Raw genomic sequence first — 22,110 nt, 5'->3', positions numbered from 1 at the left:
CCGCCACTAGCATAGGACGGGATCGACGGAAAGTTAATTAACCGTCCATCTGACGCTACTGGCGAGCGACCCATTGGTGATGCGATCGTCATTCAAAGCACAGATACTTTGGATATAAGATAAGTTTGTAATAATACTTAAACTTTTCTTGTATTCTGTTATTTAAAGGATGAAGTTAATGCTCGGTCGGGTAGTTGGAAAATTAAGAGTCTCTCTTTATTTTTTCCTAAGTAAATTTAGGGTCTCTTAGAAAATTTCATCCTTCATCCTTTATCTTTTATACTTTCCTCAGTTAATAAAATTTTACTCTAAACATATAAAAATCCATAACTATCCGGAATAGACCTTGTAAGACTTTCTTTTTTGAATCAGTATTTGTGCTGAAAATAGTAACAACATGACTACAAGTAAAAAAATCAGGGTTTTAAGCACAATAACGTAGATTTAATTGTTTAAGCATTTTTTCATTATAAATACGATGGTTTTTTTAACTTTTATAAAGCAAAAGTAGAAATATAAATGACTGGTTTTTATAGTTCTGTCGTATTAGCCAATGAGTTATACAAAGAAAAATACTTTAAGAGCAGAAATTTTAGTAGTAGATGATACACCAGCTAATTTAGGCTTACTATTTAAAATTTTAGGGAAAAATGGTTATAAAATTAGACCTGTCACAAGCGGTCAAGCAGCGCTTGAGGTGGCGTTAATTTCACCACCCGATTTGATTCTGCTCGATATTTTGATGCCAGATATGAGTGGATATGAAGTTTGTCAAAAGTTGAAAGTAGACCCGCAGACTAGAGATATTCCCATTATCTTTCTGAGCGCCTTAAGTGAAGGTTTAGATAAAGCTAGAGCATTTCAGGTGGGTGCAGCAGATTACGTGACCAAACCATTTCAAGTTCAAGAAATCTTGGCACGCGTTAATAATCAAATCATGATTCTTTCTCAAAAACAACAACTAGAAAGAGAGATTTTACAGCGCCAACAAACAGAAGCAGCATTGCGATCGCAGTACCAGCGCGAGCAAACTTTAAATCGGATGATTCAGGCAATTCGCAATTCTTTGGACTTGTCTGCTATCTTTTCTACAACTGTTACAGCCATCGGTAATTTAGTTGAAGCGTATTGGGTTGGGATTATGCAGTATTCCCACGACTTAGAAACATGGCAACTCGTGGAACAGTATTTACCTGCAACATTTTCACTGACTGCACAAAGACAAGAGATTTTTCCTGTAGAAAATTTTTTAGCTACACAACTCGAACAGTTACAGGTTTTTTGCCTAGATAAAGAGAATCAATCAATCGATAATTCCAATTTGATACAACATTATTCAAAAATTTGTTTGCCCATCCCTATTTATTTAGACGAGCGAGTTTGGGGAAGCCTTTGTATTGTTAGACATCAGTCATGTCCTTGGACGGAATCGGATTTACAACTTATTGAAGTTGTCACCGATCAATTAGCGATCGCAATTCAGCAATCACATCTTTACCAACAACTAGAACAAGCAAATAAAGAACTAGAACGTCTTGCTCATTTAGATGGATTGACTCATGTAGCCAATCGCCGCAAATTAGACCAAGCTTTACAACAAGAATGGCGCAGGCTGCAAAGAGAGCAGTTACCTTTGTCGTTAATTCTATGCGACATTGATAATTTTAAAGGCTATAATGACGAACTTGGCCATTTAGCCGGAGATTATTGTTTGCAAAAAGTTGCCAGTACGATTAGTGCTTGTGTAAAACGCCCTGCTGACTTAGTTGCTCGTTATGGCGGAGACGAATTTGCAATTCTGCTTCCGAACACTACCTTAACAGGCGCAATGCAAGTAGCAGAACTTGTGCGTGCAGAAATACAAAAACTCAAAATACTATTACCTCAATCGCAGAGTGAAGGTTATGTAACATTAAGTTTGGGAGTCAGTAGTTTGATTCCAACGTTAGAGACTCTACCTGAGGAGTTAGTCACAGTAGCTGATAAAGCGCTTTATCAAGCCAAAAAGCAAGGACGCGATCGAGCGATGAATTAAAATTAGATCCCCGACTTCTTTAAGAAGTCGGGGATCTAAACACCAGATTGTGCCAAGCACTTCTGCTCTTATGTCAATTAACTTTCAGCTAAAGGTTGAACTAACGTCAAATCCATAGGACGTTCGGTATCATCCTCACCCAAGTACTCTCCATTCTGAATTTCCAAAATAATCAGTGGAATAAATCCTGGGTTCTCCACCTTGTGAAGCGTTGCAGGAGGCACAAAAGTTGACTCATTACAGTTCAGTAATATTTCTTTGTTATTACAAGTAACCTTTGCAATACCTGAAACAACAACCCAATGTTCGCTGCGATGGTAGTGAATTTGTGGTTTAATGCTGTGCTTGGGCTTAATTTCTACGCGGCTAATGCGATAATTTTCGCCTTGTTCTATGACCTCAACTTTTCCCCAGTATCTCGTACCAGAATGAGAGGAAGACTGATTCTCGTTTAACTGGGTACTATTTTCAGCCTGAGCCATAATATTAAATCTCTCTACCAGACAACAATCACCATTGTGGGAGGAGCCTGGGTAAGCAGAGGCTCGTGTATCAAAAACTGTAACCACACAACAATTGCCTTAATTATTTGTTTGTGACACGGGAAATGGGGATAATTCCGAATTAACGGCTTAAATCTTACTTTCCATCCGTTTCTCCGGCTCTTTGAATCCGCTTAAACTCAGCATTTGAGAAGCTTGCCCTCAGCCGTTGTAAAAGTTTCAAGTCTTTAGAACCAGATGGGTAGCGCCACTAACCCTGAGTAAAAATCAAAGCAAGGAGCCGCCTTGCAACGATGGATTTTAACCCAACCCCGCCTTTTCAGACGACCAATGGATCGTTTTCCCTAAAGGAAGTAACCGATACGGGGCTTTTCGTCATTATCTTTGGGTTTTCAAAGTACCTGCGTAGGAACTTCAACCCAATATTTCTGGATGCGTTCAAATCGGCATTACCTTTGTGATCTGAGTTTTCAAGACATAAGTAATGCGGCGCACCATTCACATAAATAACATCACTATTGGGCGAACGAATCATGCCAATATTGAGTCTTCTGGCATCTTCATTAGTTACCTGCTGACCTAGCCTAGAAACCTTACTCTGACAGAGCGCGCACTCCCTACTAGTATTTTTAGGATTAACTAAAGAAGTCAGCATTCCATACATTTGAAGAGCTTTATAGCGCGTTCTCTTAACGATTTTTGATTTCAGCCAATAAGCACGCTTTTGATTACTGCGACGACTATATTTTGCTTTGCTTGGTCTAAGATTAGTCAAGCACTCAAATACTATAACTGTCGCTCCATGCTTGTGTGCAAATTGAACTAACCGTTTACTTATACGATGTGATTCGTAATTATCTCGGTTTTTTATCTTCTTAAATCGCGCTTGACAATCTCCCTCTTTAGTACTACCAAAACCTTTGTTAGTACGTGAATAAGATTTAGCAATGCGTCACGCAAAGGCTTACTTGTGGCCAAGTTCGATCTTAATTAAGAGCTTCCAAGAAATAAATCACCCATCTTGTGGGGTGGGCTAGAAGCCGAACTAGTTCATAGGACAGGCTGTGAGCACCGCCCCACAAAAAAATTTGGAGATTTTTTAATTTGGAAGTCCCTTCGCTTCTTCGGGTGAGATTTTAGATTTGTGCCGTTAAGTCCAAAGCTCGTTCTGTGTCATCTTCACCTAAGTACTCGCCATTCTGAATCTCCAAGATAATTAGCGGAATAAACCCTGGATTTTCTACTCTATGAAACGTTGCAGAAGGCACAAAAGTGGACTCATTCCGGTTCAGTAATATTTCTTGGTTACCACAGGTAACCTTTGCAATGCCTGAAACTACAACCCAATGTTCACATCGGTGATAGTGGATTTGTTGTTTGATACCGTGTTTGGGCTTGATTTCTATCCGATTAATTCGATAATTGTTCCCTTTCTCAAGGACTTCTACTTTACCCCAATATCTTGTACTACAGTGTAAGGAACACGAACTGACTTTCGATTGAGCAATATTCTCATTCCGAGTCATAACTAGTTTCTCAACTAGACTACTATGACTATTGTTTCATTTAAATATAGAAAAATGCGATCGCACTCAAACATTTGTAACTAATCTCTCATTTTTGTATAAAAATTACTCTTCCCTAACCCCTGATTGTCAAGCTAAACTTTAATTCCTCATCTTTACTCTCTGCGCCCTCTGCGTACTCTGCGGTTCCAAAGCCATTTATTTAACCGCTGAGGCGCAGAGAACGCAGAGGGAAGAGGTGAGAGGGCTATTGATTTCCTGAAGTTTTTATCCACCTTGACAGGGCTAGGTGGGCAATTCCCTTACTACAGTACTGAGATTTTTTCATAAATCATTTATGATTCCTATATATCTACTACTATATCTACTACTGTTTTCAGAGATCGGCGAAAATCAAGCTTTCCATGTCAAAAAAATTACTAGAATTAAGAATCTGTTTTCTTGGTGAGTCATTTGTCAACGGAACTGGCGATCCAGAACATCTTGGCTGGGCTGGCAGGATATGTGTGAATGCTAGTAAAAAAGGTCACGATATTACCTACTATAATTTAGGAGTGAGGCGCGAAACCAGTACAGAACTGAGAGAACGCTGGTTCAGAGAAGTTTCATATCGTTTACCGAGAGAATACGATGGTAGAGTTGTATTTTCTTTTGGTGTTAATGATACAGGAATTGAAAATGGTAAACTGCGTGTTGACTTGACACAATCTATAGAAAATACCCGTACTATTTTAAGTGAAGCCAAACAGTTCTACCCTGTTTTAATGATTGGACCTCCACCTGTTGGCGATGAAGAAAAAGATGGAAGAAATCAGAGAGTAGCAAATTTATCCAAGCAATTTGCTGTGGTTTGTCAAGAATTAGATGTACCATATTTAGATGTTTTTCCTATTTTAGAAAAGTCAAACATCTGGATAGAAGAGGCAAAAGCTAATGATGGTGCTCATCCTAGATCTGCAGGTTATGCAGAATTTGCAGCAATTGTACAAAATTGGAGTGGTTGGTTAAATTGGCTACTTTAACAGTGACCAGTGACCAGTGACCAGTGACCAGTGACTAATTAAAAAAGGAAGCACATGAAAGATTTGGTGAGCGAAGCTGTTCAAACTCCCATTGTAAAAAAGCTAGAGAGTTTAGTGTCCAAGTATTCTTTAGTTGGAGATTCCATTTTTTTTGACAAAGAACAATTTCCTTGGGCTAATGAACTAGAAACAAATTGGTTAGTTATTCGCAAAGAATTAGAGCAAGTTCTCCAGCACACTCATGCGTTACCAAACTTTCAAGATATTATGCCTCGCCAACAACGCATTAGCCCGGATGATGGCTGGAAGACCTATTATTTTTACGCTTTTGGCTTTACAGCAACAAAGAATTGCGAACGGTGTCCCGAAACCTGGAAACTATTACAGCAAATTCCAGGTTTGAAGGCGGCATTTTTTTCGATTCTAGCTCCTGGCAAGCACATTCCCGAACACAGAGGAAAGCATAAGGGGTTGATTCGATATCATTTAGGGTTGAAAGTACCAGAGCCAAAATCTGCCTGTCGAATTCGCATTGGCGATCGAATTGCTTACTGGGAAGAGGGAAAGAGTCTGTTGTTCGATGATACATTTCCCCATGAAGTGTGGAATGATACAGAGGGCTATCGTGCGGTGTTATTTCTAGACATTGCCAGACCGCTAAAGTTTCCTCTCTCTGTAGTCAATTGGCTTGTGAGTCAGATATTGTCTTTATCACCTTTGGTTCAAGAGGCTAAATCCAATCACAAAGCCTGGGAAAATCGGTTTGAAACAATCTTAAAGGATAAAGGATAAAAGAGTTTTTTGACTTTACCAGGGGATTCGACCACTAGAAGGCGTTTAGCCATAGAATTGAAACCACATAATATTACCTCACTTTCGATTTGGCCGGGAATTGTTGGCACTGAACATATCATGTACCTGATATCAATATACCTTGGTCACTGTTACTATTAAGTACTGCGAATTCGTCAAAAGTTTAACTTTAGCCTAAGCAAGCAGATCCAGATGCTCGGATTCCGCTACGATATGCCAATTCACAGCTGCAATTTTGTCATTTTCCCTTGGTTGGGGTCAGATCCCTCACCCATGACTTTTATCAGTACCAAATGGACAATTGACGAATATCACCGTGCGAGCGCTGCCTTTGATTTAGCAACGCCATTAATTTCATAGCAAGTGATATTATAAGAATAATCAACAAGTTTACTGTCGTACAGAAAAAAGCTAATGGCTCAGGCAATTCTCAACAAAATTATCGGTCAACTTCAAAAACTTGAACTGAAAGAACTACAGGAACTCGAGCAAGCAGTTCAGCAGCAACTGGTGACTAAATTGTCAACATATAAGTCTACCACTTTTCACAAAGCATTGCTAGATTCTGGCTTAGTAAAACAAATTAAGCAACCAAACTACCGCCAACAAACAGAGCAACAATTAATAAAAATACAGGGAAAATTCCTTTCTGAAACGATCGTTGAGGAACGGCGTTAGATAGATGGTGGTTTACTTCATTGATAGTAGCGCTCTTGTTAAACGCTATGTAAATGAGACGGGTTCTGCTTGGATTTTAGGGTTGTTTAATCCCATACTAAGCAACGAAATATTTATTGGAGCTATTACAGGTGTTGAGATAATTGCTGCTATTTCACGAAGAACCCGAGGTGAAAGTCTCAGTTCTAGCGATGCTACTACGCTATGCAATCAATTTCGTAACGACTATCAAACAGATTATCAAGTAGTTGAAATTACAGATAACATCGTCACGTCAGGAATGAGATTAGCTGAAACCTATGGTTTAAGAGGTTATGATGCAATTCAACTAGCTGTAGCTTCTGCCATTCATCGCTTATGCTTGGCAAACAGCATATCTCTAATATTTGTATCAGCAGATAATGAATTGAATGCCGCAGCTTTGAGAGAAAATATGGTAGTTGATAATCCTAATAAGTACCCATAATTCTAGCAACAAATACGTTTATGCTCAGAGAATACCCAGCGTCTTGACACAAGTTCACACGAGCGCGGTGAATTTATCAAAAAATTCATATTTTCAGCTACAAAATTTTATCAAAACACTTATGCAGTAATGCAAGATTTTGTGTTAAACAGTTTCTTCAAGAAGAATTCCTTCAGAAATTTGGTAGAGATAGTTTTGTCGTACCTGTTCTAACCTTAATTGCTCTTGTTCGCTCAATACAGGTAAGTCAGCTATCCATTCTGTAAAAAACTGGCTATCCTCAGTCAGTGTTAAGCCTAATTTCTCCTGAACTTGTCCAAATCTTTTATTTCTCTCTCAATTTTCTGCATTTCTTCAAATAAAGAAGAAGCCTTTCTCTGCAAGCGATCGCGATTGACATTATCAATTTCTGTATCTATTTGTTTATTAACTGTCTTATATTCTTCTTGAATATTGCTCAAACGTTGTCTTAAAGCATCTCTTTGGATAGCAGCATTCTCCATTTTCCCTCCATAATTGTTCTCAAATAAGCCCACCGAGCATTAATCTAAAAGTAGGATGGTAGCGATCGCAAATATTGCGTGTATGCGATCGCGCACAGATGGAAGCTCTTTTCAGTACTTTCCACATTTTTGATGTATAGTTTGTATGTTAGTGCTCAGTATTACGAAGGCTAACACTTCAATTCCCCAAACTTGGGACTCCACCAACCTTTTAGGGTAGTAAAAAAAGCTACATCTTTATGTTTCAGGTCATTTCGGGATTTGGGATCGGAACAACGAAGCATTTTTTTACTTTGCCCTTCTTTCACATAACCATATTCCTCTAAAGGTTTTTGACACACCGGACAAGGATATTCTGTGATTTGAGCAGGGGGCTTTTGAGGGCTTTCACCTTTGATTACTTTTGATCGCGGTGCTTCCCAAGTTTTGCTATACTCACTCCAAAAAAGAACGACATCTTCACACCCACTCACGCATTTCAGAAAGTATTTCTTTTTAACTTTACTGCTCTTAATTTTGGCAAGGTAATTCTTACATTGAGGACAACGAGTTCTGGAAGTCTCAAATTTACTTTTATCTATAGAAGGTGCTTTCACTCCATTCGATGAACTCACAGCTACAGTTTTTGCTTTTACCAGTGCTGGTGCAAAGTAATTTTGATTCCAATTTGTTAGGTAGTTCTGCCATGGCTGTTTTCCTGATGCGATCGCATCTAAAGCATCTTCCATCTTTGCAGTAAATTCTGTTTGTAGCAAATCGGGTAAGGCTTTTAATAAAAAAGCGTCTACTTCCAAACCCAAGGCGGTTGGTTGTAAACTATCTTTTATTAACTGCACGTAATCTCGTTTCTTGAGAGTCGCAATAGTGGGAGAATAAGTACTCGGACGACCAATGCCTTTTCGTTCCATCAGTTGAACTAATTTGGGTTCGCTGTAGCGTGGTGGTGGTTGCGTCTGTTTTTTCTCGTGTCCTGCATTTTCTAAAGTCAATATCTGTCCTTCTTGCACAGTTGGCAAAAGACTATCTTTACTCAGATTTGACCAATATCGAGCATAACCTAAAAATTCAACAACTTGTCCTCTCGCTTGCCATAAAATGTCACCTGATTGGACGATTATCAAGGTTTTACGCAATTGGGCGGGACGACATTGGGATGCGATCGCACGTTTCCAAATCATCACGTACAGGTTAAACTCATCTGTCGGCAGTTCTACTCGCAACTCGGCTGAAGGACGAAACACGTTAGTCGGACGTATTGCTTCATGAGCCTCCTGAGCCGTTTTATGACTCCGATGTCTAGCAGTTTTCGGCGGTACGTTTTGCGGATCGTTTTCCTCCAACCATTTTCGAGCATCAGCACAGAACTCAGGGCTGAGCATAACTGAATCCGTCCGCATATATGTAATTAATCCCGCCTCATACAACTTTTGAGCTAAAACCATAGTTCTATCGGGAGCAAATCGCAATCTCGAACCTGCCGCTTGCTGTAGAGTAGAGGTGATAAACGGTGGAGGTGGTTGGCGGTTGGTAATCTTCCCTTCAAATTTGATGACTTGGTGGGGATGACGCCGTGCTTCTTCTACCAAACGATCCGCTTCTGCTTCGGAAAGAACGCGAGTTGACTCTGGGGCTTCTTTAGTGTTACTTGCTGCATCATCATGAGTTTCCGTTTCTGAAGACTCCGTGCGATTGCTTTTAGCATCAGCCGTACCTAGTGTATCGCGTAGCGGTTCCTTTGAAGCATCGCCCACTGTTCCTTTATAAAAAGCGCGGAATCCCTCAGCATAATCTACCCACACGCTCCAATAATCTTGAGGAACAAAAGATTTAATTTCCCTTTCGCGCTGACAAATCAAGTGTAAAGTTGCACTTTGAACTCTGCCAACACTTTTTGCCCCATTATTCAAAGCCCAAACCAACGGGCTACCTTTATAACCGACTAACTTATCCAGACAATCTCGGCACAATCCCGCCCCTATTAAGTTTAGGTCAAGTTCTCTGGGATTAGCAATAGCAGTCCGAACCGCAGTTTCTGTTATCTCTGTATAAACCACCCGTTTTGGGTTTTTGAGTCCCAATGCTTCTTTAAGATGCCAAGCAATAGTTTCTCCCTCCCGATCTGGATCTGTTGCTAGGACTACTTCCCTAACCTGCTTGACAGCCGCCTTTAGCTGTTGAATCGTTTCCCGTGCTTGTTGGTCGCGAGGTATATAACGACATTGTACGCTACTGCCTTCCATTATAAATCCCAAAGAATCCTCACCCTCATTACTGAGTTCGCGAATGTGACCGCAACTAGCACGCACAATCCAATCGCTTCCCAGAATTTGACTGAGTTTTTTGACTTTACCAGGGGATTCAACCACTAGAAGGCGTTTAGCCATGGCATTTTACCTTTTGATGTTATCTAACAGAGAGTGGCTATGTTTTTTATAGTACACTTGTTTTGAGTTTGAAAGCATCATATATAGTTAAGTAGTAAGTTTAATCGCTAACGAGAATGCTAACTTATAAAGCAATGTATAAGTTCCTAAATGAGGGCGTGCATGGGGAGGTACTAGACTTCCCTGGAACAATTACGTTTGCTCCTAATTTGGAAAAAGCTCGAAGTTCATTGGCAAATGCACTTGTTGAGATGGCGGAGACAAACCCGATCAATGGTGAACCTTTGCCTAAGCCTAATCCGCTATTTACAGATCCTGAAGCCGATTTAGAAGAACCTATTCACCTGATTCTCTCAGCAGCTTCTCGTATACGTATTGTTCCCGATCTAGCTGCATCATGAAGCGTCGAGATTTAATTCGTTATTTAAGCCAACATGGTTGTCAGTATTGCCAAGTCTAACACTTCATGTTAGAAAGATTAGGAACTGATGTACTATATATCTAGGGAGTCGGTGATATGACACTAGAAATCAAGTTAGAATCAACACTCCAGACACCATCAGTTGTGGATTGGGAACCCCCAATGCCACCCACGGATTTAATCTTTGATGATGGTGTACCCTTGGAGACAAATCGCCACCGGATTGCAATGAATGCCTTGATTCGGTCAATGTTGATTGCATTGGCAAACCGCAATGATTATTTTGCGGGGGGTAATATGTTCGTTTACTACAGTAGCACTCAAGCAAAGAATCGAGATTTCCGAGGACCAGATTTCTTCGTGGTTTTAGATGTAGACGGGAACAGATCTCGACAAGGATGGGTAGTGTGGGAGGAAGAAGGACGCTATCCGGATGTGATTGTAGAATTACTCTCACAAAGCACGGCAGAAATTGATAAGGGAGAGAAAAAGCAACTCTACGAAAGAGTGTTTAAAACACCAAATTACTATGTGTTTGACCCTTTTGATCCCAGTGCTTTTCAAGGGTGGTGTTTGAATGAGAAACAGAAGTATCAGCCGTTAGGAGCAAATGAAAAAGGATGGCTGTGGTGCGAAGTGCTGGGATTATGGCTGGGAACTTGGGAAGGAACTATCGATCGCGAAACAGCTGTTTGGTTGAGGTTTTACGATACAGAAGGAAACCTTATCTTATTACCCGAAGAAGCGGAACGCCAACGGGCTGAACGTTTAGCAGCTAAGTTACGAGAGTTGGGAGTCGATCCAGAGAATTTGTGATTTCAATTTGTCAGGTTGTTCTACCATCGTTGTTTTTCTGGAGCGATCGCAAATATTGTGTATATATGACAGCGCATAGATGGAAGCTGTTTACAGTAATCTCCACATTCGTGAGGTACAGTAAAGAATAAATACACTGTCTTTATAGTACATTTGTTTTGAACGTCCTGTTTAAAATAGAAGGGTACAATTGAAACGAAGTCAAGCTTATGGCAGTTCGACAACCACGCTACAGTAAAGAAGAGTTTGCTCGACGTGGCAATGAGATTTATAAGTCTCAAGTGCGTCAACAAGTCGAGGAAGGCAATTATGGCAAGATTGTGGCGATCGATGTAGAAAGCGGAGCCTTTGAAGTTGCGGACAATACGATCGCTGCAACAGATCGGCTTTATGAACGGTATCCGGATGCTCAACCTTGGGTAATCCGAATTGGACATCGTGCCGTTTACCGCTTTGGCTCTCGGAGCTTGAAACAAACGATATGATGCACGGTTTCGTTAATCAGAGTTGTGAAGCCGTGATTCGGGTTGCAGTTGGTCATGCCGATGCCCCGAAGCAGATAATTGAAGCAGTGATTGACACAGGCTTTACAGGCTTTCTGTCCCTTCCACGCACAACGATCGAGTCTCTGGGCTTACCTTGGATATTCCGGGATGTTGCAACTTTGGGCGATGGCAGCGAAGCGATTTTTGATATGTATCGTGCGATCGTTATTTGGGATAGTCAGCCTCAAGTTGTAGACGTAGCAGCCTCAGAAGCCGATCCACTTGTGGGAATGAGTTTGCTGTATGGGTTTAAGCTTGAGATTGAAACAGTTGAGGGTGGCAGCGTGATTATCAAAGCGTTGAGGTAAATTACTGACAATACTTTGAGCGGTTAGGACTTCTAGTGGTTGCTGGGTTGCCAAGGCTGACGCTTCATGTTAGAAAAATTAAGAACTGATGTACTATATATCTAGGGAGTCGGTGATATGACGCTAGAAATCAAGTTAGAATCAACACCCCAGACACCATCAGTTGTGGATTGGGAACCCCCAATACCACCCACGGATTTAATCTTTGATGATGGTGTACCCTTGGAGACAAATCGCCACCGGATTGCAATGAATGCCTTGATTCGGTCAATGTTGATTGCATTGGCAAACCGCAATGATTATTTTGCGGGGGGCAATATGTTCGTTTACTACAGTAGCACTCAAGCAAAGAATCGAGATTTCCGAGGACCGGATTTCTTCGTGGTTCTAGATGTAGACGGGAGCCGTTCTCGACAAGGATGGGTAGTGTGGGATGAAGAAGGACGCTATCCGGATGTGATTGTAGAATTACTCTCACAAAGCACGGCAGAAATTGATAAGGGAGAGAAAAAGCAACTCTACGAAAGAGTGTTTAAAACACCAAATTACTATGTGTTTGACCCTTTTAACCCCAGTGCTTTTCAAGGGTGGTGTTTGGATCATAAACAGAAGTATCAGCCGTTAGAAGCAAATGAAAAAGGATGGCTGTGGTGCGAAATGCTCGGATTATGGCTGGGAACTTGGGAAGGAACTATCGATCGCGAAACAGCAGTTTGGTTGAGGTTTTACGATACAGAAGGAAACCTTATTTTGTTACCCGAAGAAGCAGCACAGCAACAAGCTGAAGCGGAACGCCAACGATCTGTTGTATCACAGCAACAAGCTGAAGCAGAACGCCAACGGGCTGAACGTTTAGCAGCTAAGTTACGAGAGTTGGGAGTAGAACCAGAGAATTTGTAATTCTAATTTGTCAGGTTGTTCTACCATCATTTATTTGTATTTATTTGAAGTCCCTGTAGATAAACTTATAGTAGTGATCGCCATGACTCAAACCAGCAAAACATCCATGACTTTTGAGGAGTACCTACAATACGACGATGGAACGGATAAAAAGTATGAATTTGTGGGTGGAGAGTTAGTTGAAATGCCTCCCGAAAGCACTCTAAACTCTAGAATTTCCTTTTTTTTAGCGCTTCAATTTGCCAAGCTTGTATTGGAAGAACAAATTTGTCACAAAGATACAGAAATTGCAGTATCTGGATCGCAAGTACAGACACGATTACCAGATTTGATGATTCTATCAGAGGAACTTGCAGAAATTTTGGGACAAACAAACCGAGGTACTATCCAACTAGAAATGCCTCCACCAGATTTGATTGTTGAAGTCGTGTCTCCTGGTAAAACCAATGAAGATCGCGATTATCGCTTCAAACGTTCGGAGTACTCTGCTAGAGGAGTTTCTGAGTATTGGGCGATCGATCCACAAAAACGCAAAATCACGGTTTATAAGCTAGTTGATGGTTTTTATGAGGAGGAGGAGTACGCAGGAAATACATTTATCCAATCCCGATTTACGGCACTAAAGTTAACAACTGAACAAATTCTTAACCGTAAGCTTTAGAAACTTGACTGTTTGCGTTGTCATTTGAAGTCTTCATTATTCCTCTAAAGGTTTTTGACACACCTCTTTACAGATTCTGAAGCCGACTTAAAAGAACTTATTCACCTGATTCTCTCAGCAGCTTCTCGCATAAGATTAAATGTGGTAAAAAATGGAGTACAATTGTTACGCACCGAAAATTATCAGAACTGAGCAAGAGAATGAAAAAGCCCTAAAAATTGTTGAGGAATTAATGCATTGTCCGAATCGAACTCCAGAGGAGGATGAACTTTATGAAATACTGATTGTTTTAATTGAAAAGTTTGATCGAGAATATTACTCACCTGGAGAAGGCTCAACCCCTCATTCTATATTAAGTTTTTTAATGGAGCAACAAGGAATTAAACTATTGATTTTCCAACGTTTTCACAAATAAATAACTGCTTCCGTTTGTAACCATACCATACAGAGGTTGTTCAGTTTGAGGATAAGCCGCCATGTAAGCTAATGTTTGGGGAAGTGCAACCTCGTTTTAGCGACTTTCTGCAAATCAAGATTACCAGGATTTGCCCTACACGCACCCTCAAGCAATTTCTGTATGCGATCTTGAGACTCAAATCGCTCTATTAATTTGAAGACAACAAAATTATAACTCGAATTGTCAGGAACTTCTGATTCTTCCATATCAAGTTCTAGACTCAACATCATAACCAACTCATTCCGGTTAGGAAAAGCCGACTTGAGTGCTTCCATAAGTTCCTTTTTCTTATAACCTTCTAAACCCATTTTATACTTACTCCTTGAAACAACAATCCACAAACAGTAAACAATGCTTCTCTAAAGAAGATTTCACGCAATTTTTTCATAATTCCGTAAATTCTTCAATAAATCCTTTTGCATCTAATTGCGAACAATAGTACTCAAAGGCTTTTCCTGGTTATGTTTTGGGTTACCACCATCGTAACCGAGAGCGCCACTATGAATGCCGTGATACCAAATTCTAGTGAATATCAGGTCAATCTCTGTGTTATCAAGAGGCATAACCTCATTGAGCAACCATATCTGCTAAGTCATCTATCACTCCTTTATGTGTATAATAACGAACTAACATCACCCACCTTAGGGGCGCAAGGCCTTGCGCCCCTACAAATGCTATGAAACCATTCCGAAAAAGAACAGTTGTTAGCCGTTCACAGTATAGTTTTGTCGTACTTGTTCTAACCTTGAATGCTCTTGTTCGCTTAATACAGGTAAATCACCCATCCATTCTGTAAAAAACTGGCTATCCTCAGTGAGTGTTAAGCCTAGTTTCTCCTAAACTTGTCCAAAGGTTGTGATTTCTTCTGCGATCGCCCTTGGCGCAAGCCGTACCCGGCTTATCGCAAGGTTTCTAGTCATAAATTTCTACCTCAGCAAACTAGGAAATGCTCTAAGGGAATTAGACAGAAAAAATCATCCCAACATCAAGCAGCACGACAAGAAATATCAACAAACCATTTAGGGACTTCCAAATAAAAAAATATCCTAAAATTTCTTGTGGTGCGGGCGTCCTCGCCCGCCACTACCCGCCACTACATAGAAGACGGGCGGGGACGCCCGTCCCACAATATGGGATAATTTATTTCCTGGAAATCCCTAAATCCCTGAATTCTGGCGATACAATGGTAGTGTCCTGCGGATTTACAGACTCAGTGGTAAGCAATATTGTGAAGGTAATAACAGTCCTACTTTTGCCCCTGTGTTAGTGAAAGAAATTCCTCAATTTATTCAAGCGGCTAGAGAGAATGGGGAAATGGCAACTATTCGTGCTTTCCGTACTTGGATTAAGGCTATGCATTAGTCCGCGCAGGCGGACTTGATTTGTATAGCCCCAGAATTCTATTCTGAGGGGCAATGTGCCAAATTGGGATGCTCTCATAGATTGTCAAATTCAACTTTGTCATAAATATCTGTAAGACAGATTTTAAAAGAAATAGAATTGAGAGATAATGTTTCGTTAATATCATTATATTCAATAAAAGACCAGCGTTTACTATCTGTTTTAAAAAAATGTTCTATATATACTTCATACTGGTCAATTAATAAATATTCCTGAAAAGTTGGAAGAGTACGATAAGCTAAGAATTTCTCATCTTTGTCATAACTTCTAGTTGATACTGATAACACTTCAGCAACAATTAATGGATTAGTAATAGTATCGCGTCTCCCTTCTTGTAATTGCAATTCTCCCTGAACTACCATAACATCAGGATAAGTATAAATTCGTTTTTTAGGAATCCAGAGTCGTTGATCGGTGACAAAAACTCGATAGGGTTGACGTTTGAGAGCAAAATTTAGCGCTGCATAAAAATTACCTGCAATTTGATTGTGATTTGGTGTACCACCAGTCATAGGAATAATTTCACCGTTAATGTATTCATGACGTTGTTCTGAGTTAATCTCTAATTCTAAATATTCTTCGCTGGTATAGTTTTTTTTCTCATCAGCTTGCATTACCATGGGTTTGAATCCTCAACCTTTAAGTTGCTAATTAACTCTGCTTTGCAGTTGTAGGTCTATTTTTATCCTACATAGCTACACTCGTATCTCATGAGGTATCCGTGGAAAATCAAACTATTGCCAATCCCAAACCCTTTTTGCTCCAACCATCAAGTTATCAGGTTTGGGCGCAGGCAAGTGCTCGATTTCTCTATCAAGCAGGATATGGAACTATCCAATTCTTTATCCCATTAATTTTTGTTAATCAATTGAATTTCTCGGCAACGGTGGTTGGGATTGCGATGGGCTGTGGAGCGCTTGCTGGAGTCGTGGGGCATTTTTTGGGGGGTTATTTAGCTGATTCTCCTAGTTATGGTCGCAAACGAACATTGTTATTTTCGGCTTTGCTATCGATTCTAGCAGCGATCGCATTAGCATTCCTCCCCAATTTACCAATGCTGATTGTTGCAAATTTACTCATGGGGTTAAGCGCTGGATGTTATTGGACGGCGGCTGATGCTGCAGTTATTGATGTCACTCCTCCACAAGAACATCAAAAAGCATTTGCCATTCTGGTACTAGCAGATAGTCTTGGCAGTGGGCTGGGAATCTTGAGTGGTGGAATCATACTTTCTTTAGTCACGCAACCACAAACGCTCTTTCTGATTGCAGGGCTGATTCTCTTGATATTTTTGGTATTAATTCAAGTTGCGATCGCCGATTCTCATCAAGACGCGAAGGAACATTCCGATCCACTACAAGGATTTAATTTGGCATTGAAAGATAGCTCTCTGCAAGTCTTTATGTTAATTAACGTTCTTTTTACAACTTATATTGCTTTGGTTAGCAGTACATTACCACTCTATTTTACAAACTTTGTTTTAACCGGAAGTTCACAAACAACTTCAGATGCAGGTTCGTCATTAGTGAGTGTTGCAAATTTGTTTACTTGGTGTTATGTAGGCATTGGTGCAGTGTTGCAGTTACCGCTAGTACAAGTGTTGACTTCACTGTTGAATGTTCAGGTTCTTACCATCTCCATGTTATTGTGGGGTGCAGGATTTGTTTTGGTCTGGGTAACTCATCTGATGCCATCAATTGCGATCGCTGGAACGATAGCAGCATTCGCTGTATTATCCATCGCAGGTGCTATTTACAAGCCATTTGCGCCAGCACTGATAGCTGAGTTAGCGCCAAAATCATTGCGAGCGGTTTATCTTGCGATCGGCTATCAATGTTGGTCAATCGGCTATTTTGTTGGTCCGATCTTAGGCGGTTGGGCAATGGATCGCTCCCCAGAAATCGCCCATGACTTATGGATTGCAACCGCTATCAGCAGCTTTTTCGGTTTATTCATGCTGCATATTCTCAGACTGAAGAGAGCAGTCTTGGGTACGCAGTAATCATGACGATCCTTCTTCCTTCTCGTTAAAGACTTATATTTAATATAAATTTCCTTGAAATAAAATATGACTTTTGATAGTATTTTATGCTCACGCGTTTATGCTATGATAAATAGGCATTATTATTGTTAGGCAAGTATAGATATAGCAAGATATTTTTCCTGACCTCGTTTAGAGGAATATTAAGAGTGGGATAGCCTACCGATGATAATAAGGAAAAAATAGCTATACGAGCAAATAGGGCTAAATGCAGCTAGCTACACCATACCTTAAGGAAGTTGAGTAGTCATTTGAAAATTAAAGCTTTGGATATTAAGGTTGGAGATCGCATCGTTGCTTACTGTAACAACAAGAAGCAAATCTGCACTGTGAAAAACATAGAGAGTGATCGACCCAACATTACACTATCAGTCTTTACTGCTGAGCATTATCGCAAATCAATCTTACGCGTAATCCGCTTCCGTTGGGACGCTTTAGTTGATTTGGCGACTTAAAAAGTCTATCAAAAATAGCGACTGAATACGAGAGGATGTAAGCGCCGACACGTATTTTTTCCTCAGACAGAGTCACGATTTCGCTTAGATTCCCGACTTTGTAGAAGTTGTCGGGAATTTGAGTAAAAATTAGCCATTCAACACTGTGTGCTTGAATTTGCCCTGTCAAAAGAGCTTGCATTTGAAAAACTTGACCATTTCACATTATACTTCAGCATGGATTAGGTTAACAAAAAATATTATTTCTAATAAAAAATTTAACAAATTTGTCACAGAAGATACTATTTCTTAAAAAATAGGTTATATTTATTAATAGATTACACAAAACTAGGTAAAACACTTGGCTGACATTATTGATACCGCTGCTAACGCTGGTTCTTTCACCACCCTAGTTGCTGCAATCAAAGCTGCGAATTTAGTAGATACTCTGAAAGGTGCTGGTCCATTCACTGTTTTTGCACCTACTGATGAAGCGTTTTCTAAGCTTCCAGAAGGCACTGTAGACGCGTTACTTAAGGATATTCCAAAACTCAAGAAAATTTTGACTTATCACGTCGTTTCAGGCAAGGTGCTGGCGGCTGACGTGGTTAAGTTGAAGTCTGCGAAAACAGTAGAAGGTTCAGACGTGAAAATTGATGCTTCCAATGGTGTCAAGGTAAATGATGCCACAGTCGCAACACCTGATGTTGCTGCTGATAATGGTGTTATCCACGTTATTGACACAGTCTTAATTCCTGCATAAGCAATCATCTTAGATAGGTAATACTATTTGTGGGGCAGTGGCTATTTATAGTCGTTGCCCCACAAATTTTTTAATCAAAGCAATAGCACTACAAAGCTGCTCTTGCAGTGCCCTCACTAGGAAATTAGGCGTTGCATAATTGCGGGATGTTTTTGAATTATTTTAAACTTGGATTAGAGACTTTTTGGTATAAGAGATAAAGGGCAAGTTACGCTAACACCCGAAAAGTTTTGTATATCAGAACATTAAGAATGACTGTATAGTATGAAAAAAAAGCAAAATTACCATATGTCCTCGGAAGAATTTCGCCGATGGGGATATAAAACTATTGATTGGATAGCTGACTATTTGGATAAAGTTGAGCAATTCCCTGTTCTTTCTCAAGTAAAGCCTGAAGAGATTAGAGCCAAGTTACCAGCAACTGCACCCCAGAAGGGTGAGTCTTTTGAGAAGATTTTAAACGATATAGATGAAATAATTGTACCTGGATTAACCCATTGGCAGTCTCCTAACTTCTTTGCTTTCTTCCCCACTGGTATCTCTGCACCTTCCATTTTAGGAGAATTAATAAGTGCAGGAATGGGGGTACAAGGAATGTTATGGGTAACTTCTCCTGCGTGTACTGAGTTGGAAACTCACGTTCTTGACTGGTTAGTAGATATGCTTGGGCTGCCTTCACAGTTTAAATCTTCCACAGCCGGGGGAGGCGTGATTCAAGATTCAGCCAGCAGTGCTTCTTTGGTAGCTCTCTTAGCAGCCAGAGAACAGGTAAAAGCAGATATTAATAAACTGGTTGTATACACTTCAACTCAGGCACACTCGTCAATTGAAAAAGCGGCAAAAATTGCAGGACTCAAGAGTGAAAATTTGCGTTTTATAGAGGTTGATGCAGCAACGACAGAGAGAATTCACGTGCAGCAAGCTTGGCAATTAATTTGTCAAACAGCCGAGCGGATGGAAAAATTGAAAAGTAAAAGTTGAAAGAGCTTATAAATAGCGGACAACGAGCACCATTAGGATAATTTTGATGAAACGCGATTCCATTTACTATCAAATTTTTAAGCGCTGTCCTGGATTACTTTTTGAACTTGTTAATCACCCTCCGCAACAAGCACAAAGCTATCGATTTGAGTCGGTTGAAGTCAAGGAAACCGCTTTTCGTATTGATGGAGTGTTTTTACCGCCTGTGGGTGCAAAATCTAAAATTATCTTTTTTGCTGAGGTTCAATTCCAAAAAGATGAAGCTCTTTACCATCGATTCTTTACCGAGTCGATGATGTACCTGAATAGAAATCGGTTGGAGTATGACGATTGGTTCTGTGTAGTCATTTTTCCATCACGCTCTTTGGAACCAAAAGATCAAAAAACTCATCGCATGTTTCTCAACAGCGACCAAGTGCAGCGAATCTATCTTGATGAATTGGGCGAGCCAAACCAGCAGCCAGTAGGGATCAACTTGATGCAGTTGACAATCGCATCAGAAGAAGTGATGGCAGAGCAGGCTCGTTTGTTAATTGAGCGAGTACAATTAGAGGAAACAGAAACACTGCCGAAACAAGAAATCATAGATATTATTACCACAATCGCCGTTTACAGATTTTCTTCATTGAGTAGAGAGGAAGTAGAAGCTATGCTAGGACTGACTTTAGAACAAACAAGGGTTTATCAGGAAGCGAAAGCTGAGGGTCGCATTGAAGGTCGCGTTGAAGGTCGCGTTGAAGGTCGCGTTGAAGGTCGCGTTGAACGGGAAGCAGAAATGTTGAGAGTCACTGTACCTCTGTTAGTAAAAATGGGGATGAGCGTAGAGCAGATTGCTCAAGAGCTTAATGTTGATGTAGAATCTGTCCGCTTAGCTGCACAGCAGAACACCTAAATAACACGGCTATTGGGTTGAAGTTTTTTAATTAAACAACAGCGTAGCCTATCGGAAATTTATCGCTACGCTGTTTTTGTGTTGTGCAAAAATTTAAAAGGAAAAAACCGTTCGCAAAATCCCTGCTTTTTATTTTTTTGAAGCAAATACTTTAGTCATACAGGGCTATGACTCAATGTCATTTTAACAAGACAAGCTCTATCTGGTAGACTATCAGTTTGAAAAGTGTGTAAATAACGGATACGAGCACCTTAAGGATATTTTGATGAAACGTGATTCCATTTACTATCAGATTTTTAGAGGATGTTTTAAAAGTTTTGGGCGAATATAATTCGCGACTATACAAACAAAGTCCGCCTGCGCGGACTAACGAGAAATTAAGGTTTTGAAACCCACGTAGGTGGGTTTCGCTTGTATAGTCGCGAATTATATTCGCTAGAACTAGTATAAATTAGGACTTTACAAACATCCTCTTAGGCAAAAGGAAATCTTACAAGCCGATCTTCAGTTGAGAAGAAAGGTAGAGTAGAAATTACATAATGCGTAAGTTATTACTCTATAAAAGTTATTTCTCAGCTAGTAACCTGTAGGAAAAGCCATGAATTTGCCTAATTCAACAGATCGATCTTTGACAACTCAACCTTCTGTTGCTTCTTGGCGCTCGGAAATTGAGGCGCAACCATCGTGGCTGCGACGCTCCATAGGAAAAGCCAGCGAAATCTCAACCGTACAGCAAATTATTAAGCAGCGTCAAATCCACACGATTTGCGAAGAAGGGCGCTGTCCTAACCGGGGAGAGTGCTATAGCCAGAAGACGGCAACATTTCTACTGATGGGTCCGACTTGTACACGTGCTTGTGCTTTTTGTCAAGTAGACAAAGGTCATTCCCCCATGCCCCTAGATCCAGAGGAACCGCAAAAGGTGGCAGAGGCAGTACATCTGCTAGGCTTACAATATGTGGTGCTGACATCGGTAGCTAGAGATGATTTACCCGATGGAGGTGCCAGTTGGTTTGCCGCAACAATGGAAGCCATTCGCCAGTTGAACTCAAAAACGCAAATAGAAGTTTTGACACCAGATTTTTGGGGCGGTCAACCGGATGATCTGCAAACGCAAACACAAAGACAACGCCAGCGAATTGCCACAGTTGTGGAGGCTAACCCAGCTTGTTATAACCACAATATTGAGACAGTCAAGCGCTTGCAAGGGCCAGTCAGACGGGGAGCCAAGTATGAGCGAACGCTAGACGTGCTGCGCTTTGTCAAGCAAGTAGACCCCTCCATTCCCACGAAATCCGGGTTAATGCTCGGTCATGGGGAAACAGAAGCAGAAGTCATTGAGACAATGGCAGACTTGCGGGAAGTGGAGTGCGATCGCCTGACTATCGGTCAATATATGCGCCCCTCTCTAGAACACCTCCCCGTACAAAAATACTGGACGCCAGAAGAATTCGATCTTTTAGGCACAAAGGCGCGAGAGATGGGCTTTGCTCACGTCCGTTCTGGTCCGTTAGTACGGAGTTCCTACCATGCCAGTGAGAGTGCGTAAAAGTCCTTGGT

At 40.6% G+C, this 22,110-nt stretch carries 27 protein-coding genes; 18 read left to right on the top strand and 9 right to left on the bottom strand.

The window, feature by feature from the left end; all coding sequences use genetic code 11:
- Nucleotides 1–553: 553 nt before the first annotated feature.
- Nucleotides 554–2,035, top strand: coding sequence for a diguanylate cyclase domain-containing protein (locus tag WA1_RS36835; protein WP_017746760.1), 1,482 nt, complete (start codon nt 554–556; stop codon nt 2,033–2,035).
- Between the two features lie 77 nt (nt 2,036–2,112).
- Here WA1_RS36835 and WA1_RS36830 read toward each other — a convergent pair whose 3' ends face one another.
- From WA1_RS36830 to WA1_RS36820, 3 genes are all read right to left on the bottom strand, one after another.
- The gene (locus WA1_RS36830) at nt 2,113–2,517 is read right to left on the bottom strand and encodes a phosphomannose isomerase type II C-terminal cupin domain (protein WP_017746759.1); all 405 of its coding nucleotides are present in this window, start codon (nt 2,515–2,517) and stop codon (nt 2,113–2,115) included.
- 340 nt (nt 2,518–2,857) lie between these two features.
- Complete coding sequence (locus tag WA1_RS53825; protein WP_272819461.1) at nt 2,858–3,409, bottom strand: IS200/IS605 family accessory protein TnpB-related protein; 552 nt, start codon at nt 3,407–3,409, stop codon at nt 2,858–2,860.
- 265 nt (nt 3,410–3,674) lie between these two features.
- Nucleotides 3,675–4,064 (bottom strand): phosphomannose isomerase type II C-terminal cupin domain, encoded by a 390-nt coding sequence (locus WA1_RS36820; protein WP_017746757.1) that lies wholly within the window; start codon nt 4,062–4,064, stop codon nt 3,675–3,677.
- A 404-nt stretch (nt 4,065–4,468) separates the two neighbouring features.
- Between WA1_RS36820 and WA1_RS36815 the strand changes: the two genes are divergently transcribed.
- The 5 genes from WA1_RS36815 to WA1_RS36800 all read left to right on the top strand — a co-directional run bounded on the left by WA1_RS36815 (nt 4,469) and on the right by WA1_RS36800 (nt 7,043).
- Nucleotides 4,469–5,086 (top strand): GDSL-type esterase/lipase family protein, encoded by a 618-nt coding sequence (locus WA1_RS36815; RefSeq protein WP_017746756.1) that lies wholly within the window; start codon nt 4,469–4,471, stop codon nt 5,084–5,086.
- A gap of 54 nt (nt 5,087–5,140) precedes the next feature.
- Complete coding sequence (locus tag WA1_RS36810; RefSeq protein ID WP_017746755.1) at nt 5,141–5,878, top strand: aspartyl/asparaginyl beta-hydroxylase domain-containing protein; 738 nt, start codon at nt 5,141–5,143, stop codon at nt 5,876–5,878.
- Between the two features lie 213 nt (nt 5,879–6,091).
- A complete protein-coding gene (locus WA1_RS57555) occupies nt 6,092–6,259 on the top strand; it encodes a hypothetical protein (RefSeq protein ID WP_017746754.1) in 168 nt (55 codons plus the stop codon).
- Nucleotides 6,260–6,313: 54 nt separating this feature from the next.
- Nucleotides 6,314–6,577 (top strand): hypothetical protein, encoded by a 264-nt coding sequence (locus WA1_RS36805; RefSeq protein WP_017746753.1) that lies wholly within the window; start codon nt 6,314–6,316, stop codon nt 6,575–6,577.
- A gap of 4 nt (nt 6,578–6,581) precedes the next feature.
- Nucleotides 6,582–7,043, top strand: coding sequence for a type II toxin-antitoxin system VapC family toxin (locus WA1_RS36800; protein WP_017746752.1), 462 nt, complete (start codon nt 6,582–6,584; stop codon nt 7,041–7,043).
- Between the two features lie 296 nt (nt 7,044–7,339).
- On the opposite strand, the gene WA1_RS36795 is transcribed toward WA1_RS36800, so the two are convergent.
- On the bottom strand, nt 7,340–7,546 hold the full coding sequence (locus WA1_RS36795) for a hypothetical protein (RefSeq protein ID WP_017746751.1): 207 nt from the start codon (nt 7,544–7,546) through the stop codon (nt 7,340–7,342).
- 170 nt (nt 7,547–7,716) lie between these two features.
- Nucleotides 7,717–9,930: a type I DNA topoisomerase gene (gene topA / locus WA1_RS36790; protein ID WP_017746750.1), complete on the bottom strand. Its 2,214-nt coding sequence runs from the start codon at nt 9,928–9,930 to the stop codon at nt 7,717–7,719.
- A 134-nt stretch (nt 9,931–10,064) separates the two neighbouring features.
- Here topA and WA1_RS36785 point away from each other — a divergent pair, with 134 nt between their 5' ends.
- The 7 genes from WA1_RS36785 to WA1_RS57550 all read left to right on the top strand — a co-directional run bounded on the left by WA1_RS36785 (nt 10,065) and on the right by WA1_RS57550 (nt 13,996).
- Nucleotides 10,065–10,331, top strand: a complete 267-nt coding sequence (locus WA1_RS36785) for a type II toxin-antitoxin system HicB family antitoxin (RefSeq protein WP_272819311.1) — start codon at nt 10,065–10,067, stop codon at nt 10,329–10,331.
- A gap of 116 nt (nt 10,332–10,447) precedes the next feature.
- Nucleotides 10,448–11,167, top strand: coding sequence for a Uma2 family endonuclease (locus WA1_RS36780; protein WP_017746748.1), 720 nt, complete (start codon nt 10,448–10,450; stop codon nt 11,165–11,167).
- A gap of 209 nt (nt 11,168–11,376) precedes the next feature.
- On the top strand, nt 11,377–11,652 hold the full coding sequence (locus WA1_RS36775) for a hypothetical protein (RefSeq protein ID WP_017746747.1): 276 nt from the start codon (nt 11,377–11,379) through the stop codon (nt 11,650–11,652).
- Nucleotides 11,649–12,020, top strand: a complete 372-nt coding sequence (locus WA1_RS36770) for a hypothetical protein (protein ID WP_026135032.1) — start codon at nt 11,649–11,651, stop codon at nt 12,018–12,020. Before WA1_RS36775 ends, WA1_RS36770 begins: the two co-directional genes overlap by 4 nt.
- Before the next feature lie 117 nt (nt 12,021–12,137).
- Nucleotides 12,138–12,920: a Uma2 family endonuclease gene (locus WA1_RS36765; RefSeq protein ID WP_017746745.1), complete on the top strand. Its 783-nt coding sequence runs from the start codon at nt 12,138–12,140 to the stop codon at nt 12,918–12,920.
- 82 nt (nt 12,921–13,002) lie between these two features.
- Nucleotides 13,003–13,581 (top strand): Uma2 family endonuclease, encoded by a 579-nt coding sequence (locus WA1_RS36760; RefSeq protein WP_026135031.1) that lies wholly within the window; start codon nt 13,003–13,005, stop codon nt 13,579–13,581.
- A 151-nt stretch (nt 13,582–13,732) separates the two neighbouring features.
- Nucleotides 13,733–13,996, top strand: a complete 264-nt coding sequence (locus WA1_RS57550) for a helix-turn-helix domain-containing protein (RefSeq protein ID WP_017746743.1) — start codon at nt 13,733–13,735, stop codon at nt 13,994–13,996.
- Nucleotides 13,997–14,064: 68 nt separating this feature from the next.
- Here WA1_RS57550 and WA1_RS36750 read toward each other — a convergent pair whose 3' ends face one another.
- The 3 genes from WA1_RS36750 to WA1_RS36745 form a co-directional block, all read right to left on the bottom strand.
- Entirely contained in the window at nt 14,065–14,346 is a 282-nt protein-coding gene (locus WA1_RS36750) for an effector-associated domain EAD1-containing protein (RefSeq protein WP_017746742.1), read from the bottom strand.
- A gap of 114 nt (nt 14,347–14,460) precedes the next feature.
- Nucleotides 14,461–14,601 (bottom strand): hypothetical protein, encoded by a 141-nt coding sequence (locus tag WA1_RS57545; RefSeq protein ID WP_017746741.1) that lies wholly within the window; start codon nt 14,599–14,601, stop codon nt 14,461–14,463.
- Nucleotides 14,602–15,474: 873 nt separating this feature from the next.
- Nucleotides 15,475–16,059, bottom strand: coding sequence for a Uma2 family endonuclease (locus WA1_RS36745; protein ID WP_026135030.1), 585 nt, complete (start codon nt 16,057–16,059; stop codon nt 15,475–15,477).
- 101 nt (nt 16,060–16,160) lie between these two features.
- Here WA1_RS36745 and WA1_RS36740 point away from each other — a divergent pair, with 101 nt between their 5' ends.
- Nucleotides 16,161–17,441, top strand: coding sequence for an MFS transporter (locus WA1_RS36740; protein WP_017746739.1), 1,281 nt, complete (start codon nt 16,161–16,163; stop codon nt 17,439–17,441).
- 414 nt (nt 17,442–17,855) lie between these two features.
- Here the strand turns inward: WA1_RS36740 and WA1_RS57540 are convergent, their stop codons facing one another.
- Entirely contained in the window at nt 17,856–18,116 is a 261-nt protein-coding gene (locus WA1_RS57540) for a hypothetical protein (protein WP_017746738.1), read from the bottom strand.
- 159 nt (nt 18,117–18,275) lie between these two features.
- Between WA1_RS57540 and WA1_RS36730 the strand changes: the two genes are divergently transcribed.
- The 4 genes from WA1_RS36730 (at nt 18,276) to lipA (ending at nt 22,099) form a co-directional block, all read left to right on the top strand.
- Entirely contained in the window at nt 18,276–18,677 is a 402-nt protein-coding gene (locus tag WA1_RS36730; protein WP_017746737.1) for a fasciclin domain-containing protein, read from the top strand.
- Between the two features lie 264 nt (nt 18,678–18,941).
- Nucleotides 18,942–19,658, top strand: coding sequence for a pyridoxal-dependent decarboxylase (locus WA1_RS36725; protein ID WP_272819310.1), 717 nt, complete (start codon nt 18,942–18,944; stop codon nt 19,656–19,658).
- 46 nt (nt 19,659–19,704) lie between these two features.
- Nucleotides 19,705–20,550, top strand: coding sequence for an Rpn family recombination-promoting nuclease/putative transposase (locus WA1_RS36720; RefSeq protein WP_017746735.1), 846 nt, complete (start codon nt 19,705–19,707; stop codon nt 20,548–20,550).
- 598 nt (nt 20,551–21,148) lie between these two features.
- Nucleotides 21,149–22,099 carry a lipoyl synthase gene (gene lipA / locus WA1_RS36715; protein WP_017746734.1) on the top strand — a complete coding sequence of 317 codons (951 nt, stop codon included), beginning with the start codon at nt 21,149–21,151 and terminating at the stop codon, nt 22,097–22,099.
- The last annotated feature ends 11 nt before the right edge of the window (nt 22,100–22,110 follow it).

Source organism: Scytonema hofmannii PCC 7110, from assembly GCF_000346485.2.
Taxonomy (GTDB): domain Bacteria; phylum Cyanobacteriota; class Cyanobacteriia; order Cyanobacteriales; family Nostocaceae; genus Scytonema; species Scytonema hofmannii.
Note: the sequence above shows the minus strand (reverse complement) of the source record. Positions and strands in the feature narration are given on the sequence as shown.

Excerpts from the sequence above, each read along its gene's own strand:
- WA1_RS36725 (WP_272819310.1), top strand. The coding sequence starts at position 18,942 with ATGAAAAAAAAGCAAAATTACCATATGTCCTCGGAAGAATTTCGCCGA.
- WA1_RS36775 (WP_017746747.1), top strand. The coding sequence starts at position 11,377 with ATGGCAGTTCGACAACCACGCTACAGTAAAGAAGAGTTTGCTCGACGT.
- WA1_RS36830 (WP_017746759.1), bottom strand. The coding sequence starts at position 2,517 with ATGGCTCAGGCTGAAAATAGTACCCAGTTAAACGAGAATCAGTCTTCC.
- WA1_RS36780 (WP_017746748.1), top strand. The coding sequence starts at position 10,448 with ATGACACTAGAAATCAAGTTAGAATCAACACTCCAGACACCATCAGTT.
- lipA (WP_017746734.1), top strand. The coding sequence starts at position 21,149 with ATGAATTTGCCTAATTCAACAGATCGATCTTTGACAACTCAACCTTCT.
- WA1_RS36795 (WP_017746751.1), bottom strand. The coding sequence starts at position 7,546 with ATGGAGAATGCTGCTATCCAAAGAGATGCTTTAAGACAACGTTTGAGC.
- WA1_RS36800 (WP_017746752.1), top strand. The coding sequence starts at position 6,582 with ATGGTGGTTTACTTCATTGATAGTAGCGCTCTTGTTAAACGCTATGTA.
- WA1_RS57545 (WP_017746741.1), bottom strand. The coding sequence starts at position 14,601 with ATGCCTCTTGATAACACAGAGATTGACCTGATATTCACTAGAATTTGG.
- topA (WP_017746750.1), bottom strand. The coding sequence starts at position 9,930 with ATGGCTAAACGCCTTCTAGTGGTTGAATCCCCTGGTAAAGTCAAAAAA.
- WA1_RS36760 (WP_026135031.1), top strand. The coding sequence starts at position 13,003 with ATGACTCAAACCAGCAAAACATCCATGACTTTTGAGGAGTACCTACAA.
- WA1_RS36750 (WP_017746742.1), bottom strand. The coding sequence starts at position 14,346 with ATGGGTTTAGAAGGTTATAAGAAAAAGGAACTTATGGAAGCACTCAAG.
- WA1_RS36805 (WP_017746753.1), top strand. The coding sequence starts at position 6,314 with ATGGCTCAGGCAATTCTCAACAAAATTATCGGTCAACTTCAAAAACTT.
- WA1_RS36835 (WP_017746760.1), top strand. The coding sequence starts at position 554 with ATGAGTTATACAAAGAAAAATACTTTAAGAGCAGAAATTTTAGTAGTA.
- WA1_RS36815 (WP_017746756.1), top strand. The coding sequence starts at position 4,469 with ATGTCAAAAAAATTACTAGAATTAAGAATCTGTTTTCTTGGTGAGTCA.
- WA1_RS57540 (WP_017746738.1), bottom strand. The coding sequence starts at position 18,116 with ATGCAAGCTCTTTTGACAGGGCAAATTCAAGCACACAGTGTTGAATGG.
- WA1_RS36820 (WP_017746757.1), bottom strand. The coding sequence starts at position 4,064 with ATGACTCGGAATGAGAATATTGCTCAATCGAAAGTCAGTTCGTGTTCC.
- WA1_RS36765 (WP_017746745.1), top strand. The coding sequence starts at position 12,138 with ATGACGCTAGAAATCAAGTTAGAATCAACACCCCAGACACCATCAGTT.
- WA1_RS36810 (WP_017746755.1), top strand. The coding sequence starts at position 5,141 with ATGAAAGATTTGGTGAGCGAAGCTGTTCAAACTCCCATTGTAAAAAAG.
- WA1_RS36785 (WP_272819311.1), top strand. The coding sequence starts at position 10,065 with ATGTATAAGTTCCTAAATGAGGGCGTGCATGGGGAGGTACTAGACTTC.
- WA1_RS36770 (WP_026135032.1), top strand. The coding sequence starts at position 11,649 with ATGATGCACGGTTTCGTTAATCAGAGTTGTGAAGCCGTGATTCGGGTT.
- WA1_RS57555 (WP_017746754.1), top strand. The coding sequence starts at position 6,092 with ATGCTCGGATTCCGCTACGATATGCCAATTCACAGCTGCAATTTTGTC.
- WA1_RS57550 (WP_017746743.1), top strand. The coding sequence starts at position 13,733 with ATGGAGTACAATTGTTACGCACCGAAAATTATCAGAACTGAGCAAGAG.
- WA1_RS36745 (WP_026135030.1), bottom strand. The coding sequence starts at position 16,059 with ATGGTAATGCAAGCTGATGAGAAAAAAAACTATACCAGCGAAGAATAT.
- WA1_RS36720 (WP_017746735.1), top strand. The coding sequence starts at position 19,705 with ATGAAACGCGATTCCATTTACTATCAAATTTTTAAGCGCTGTCCTGGA.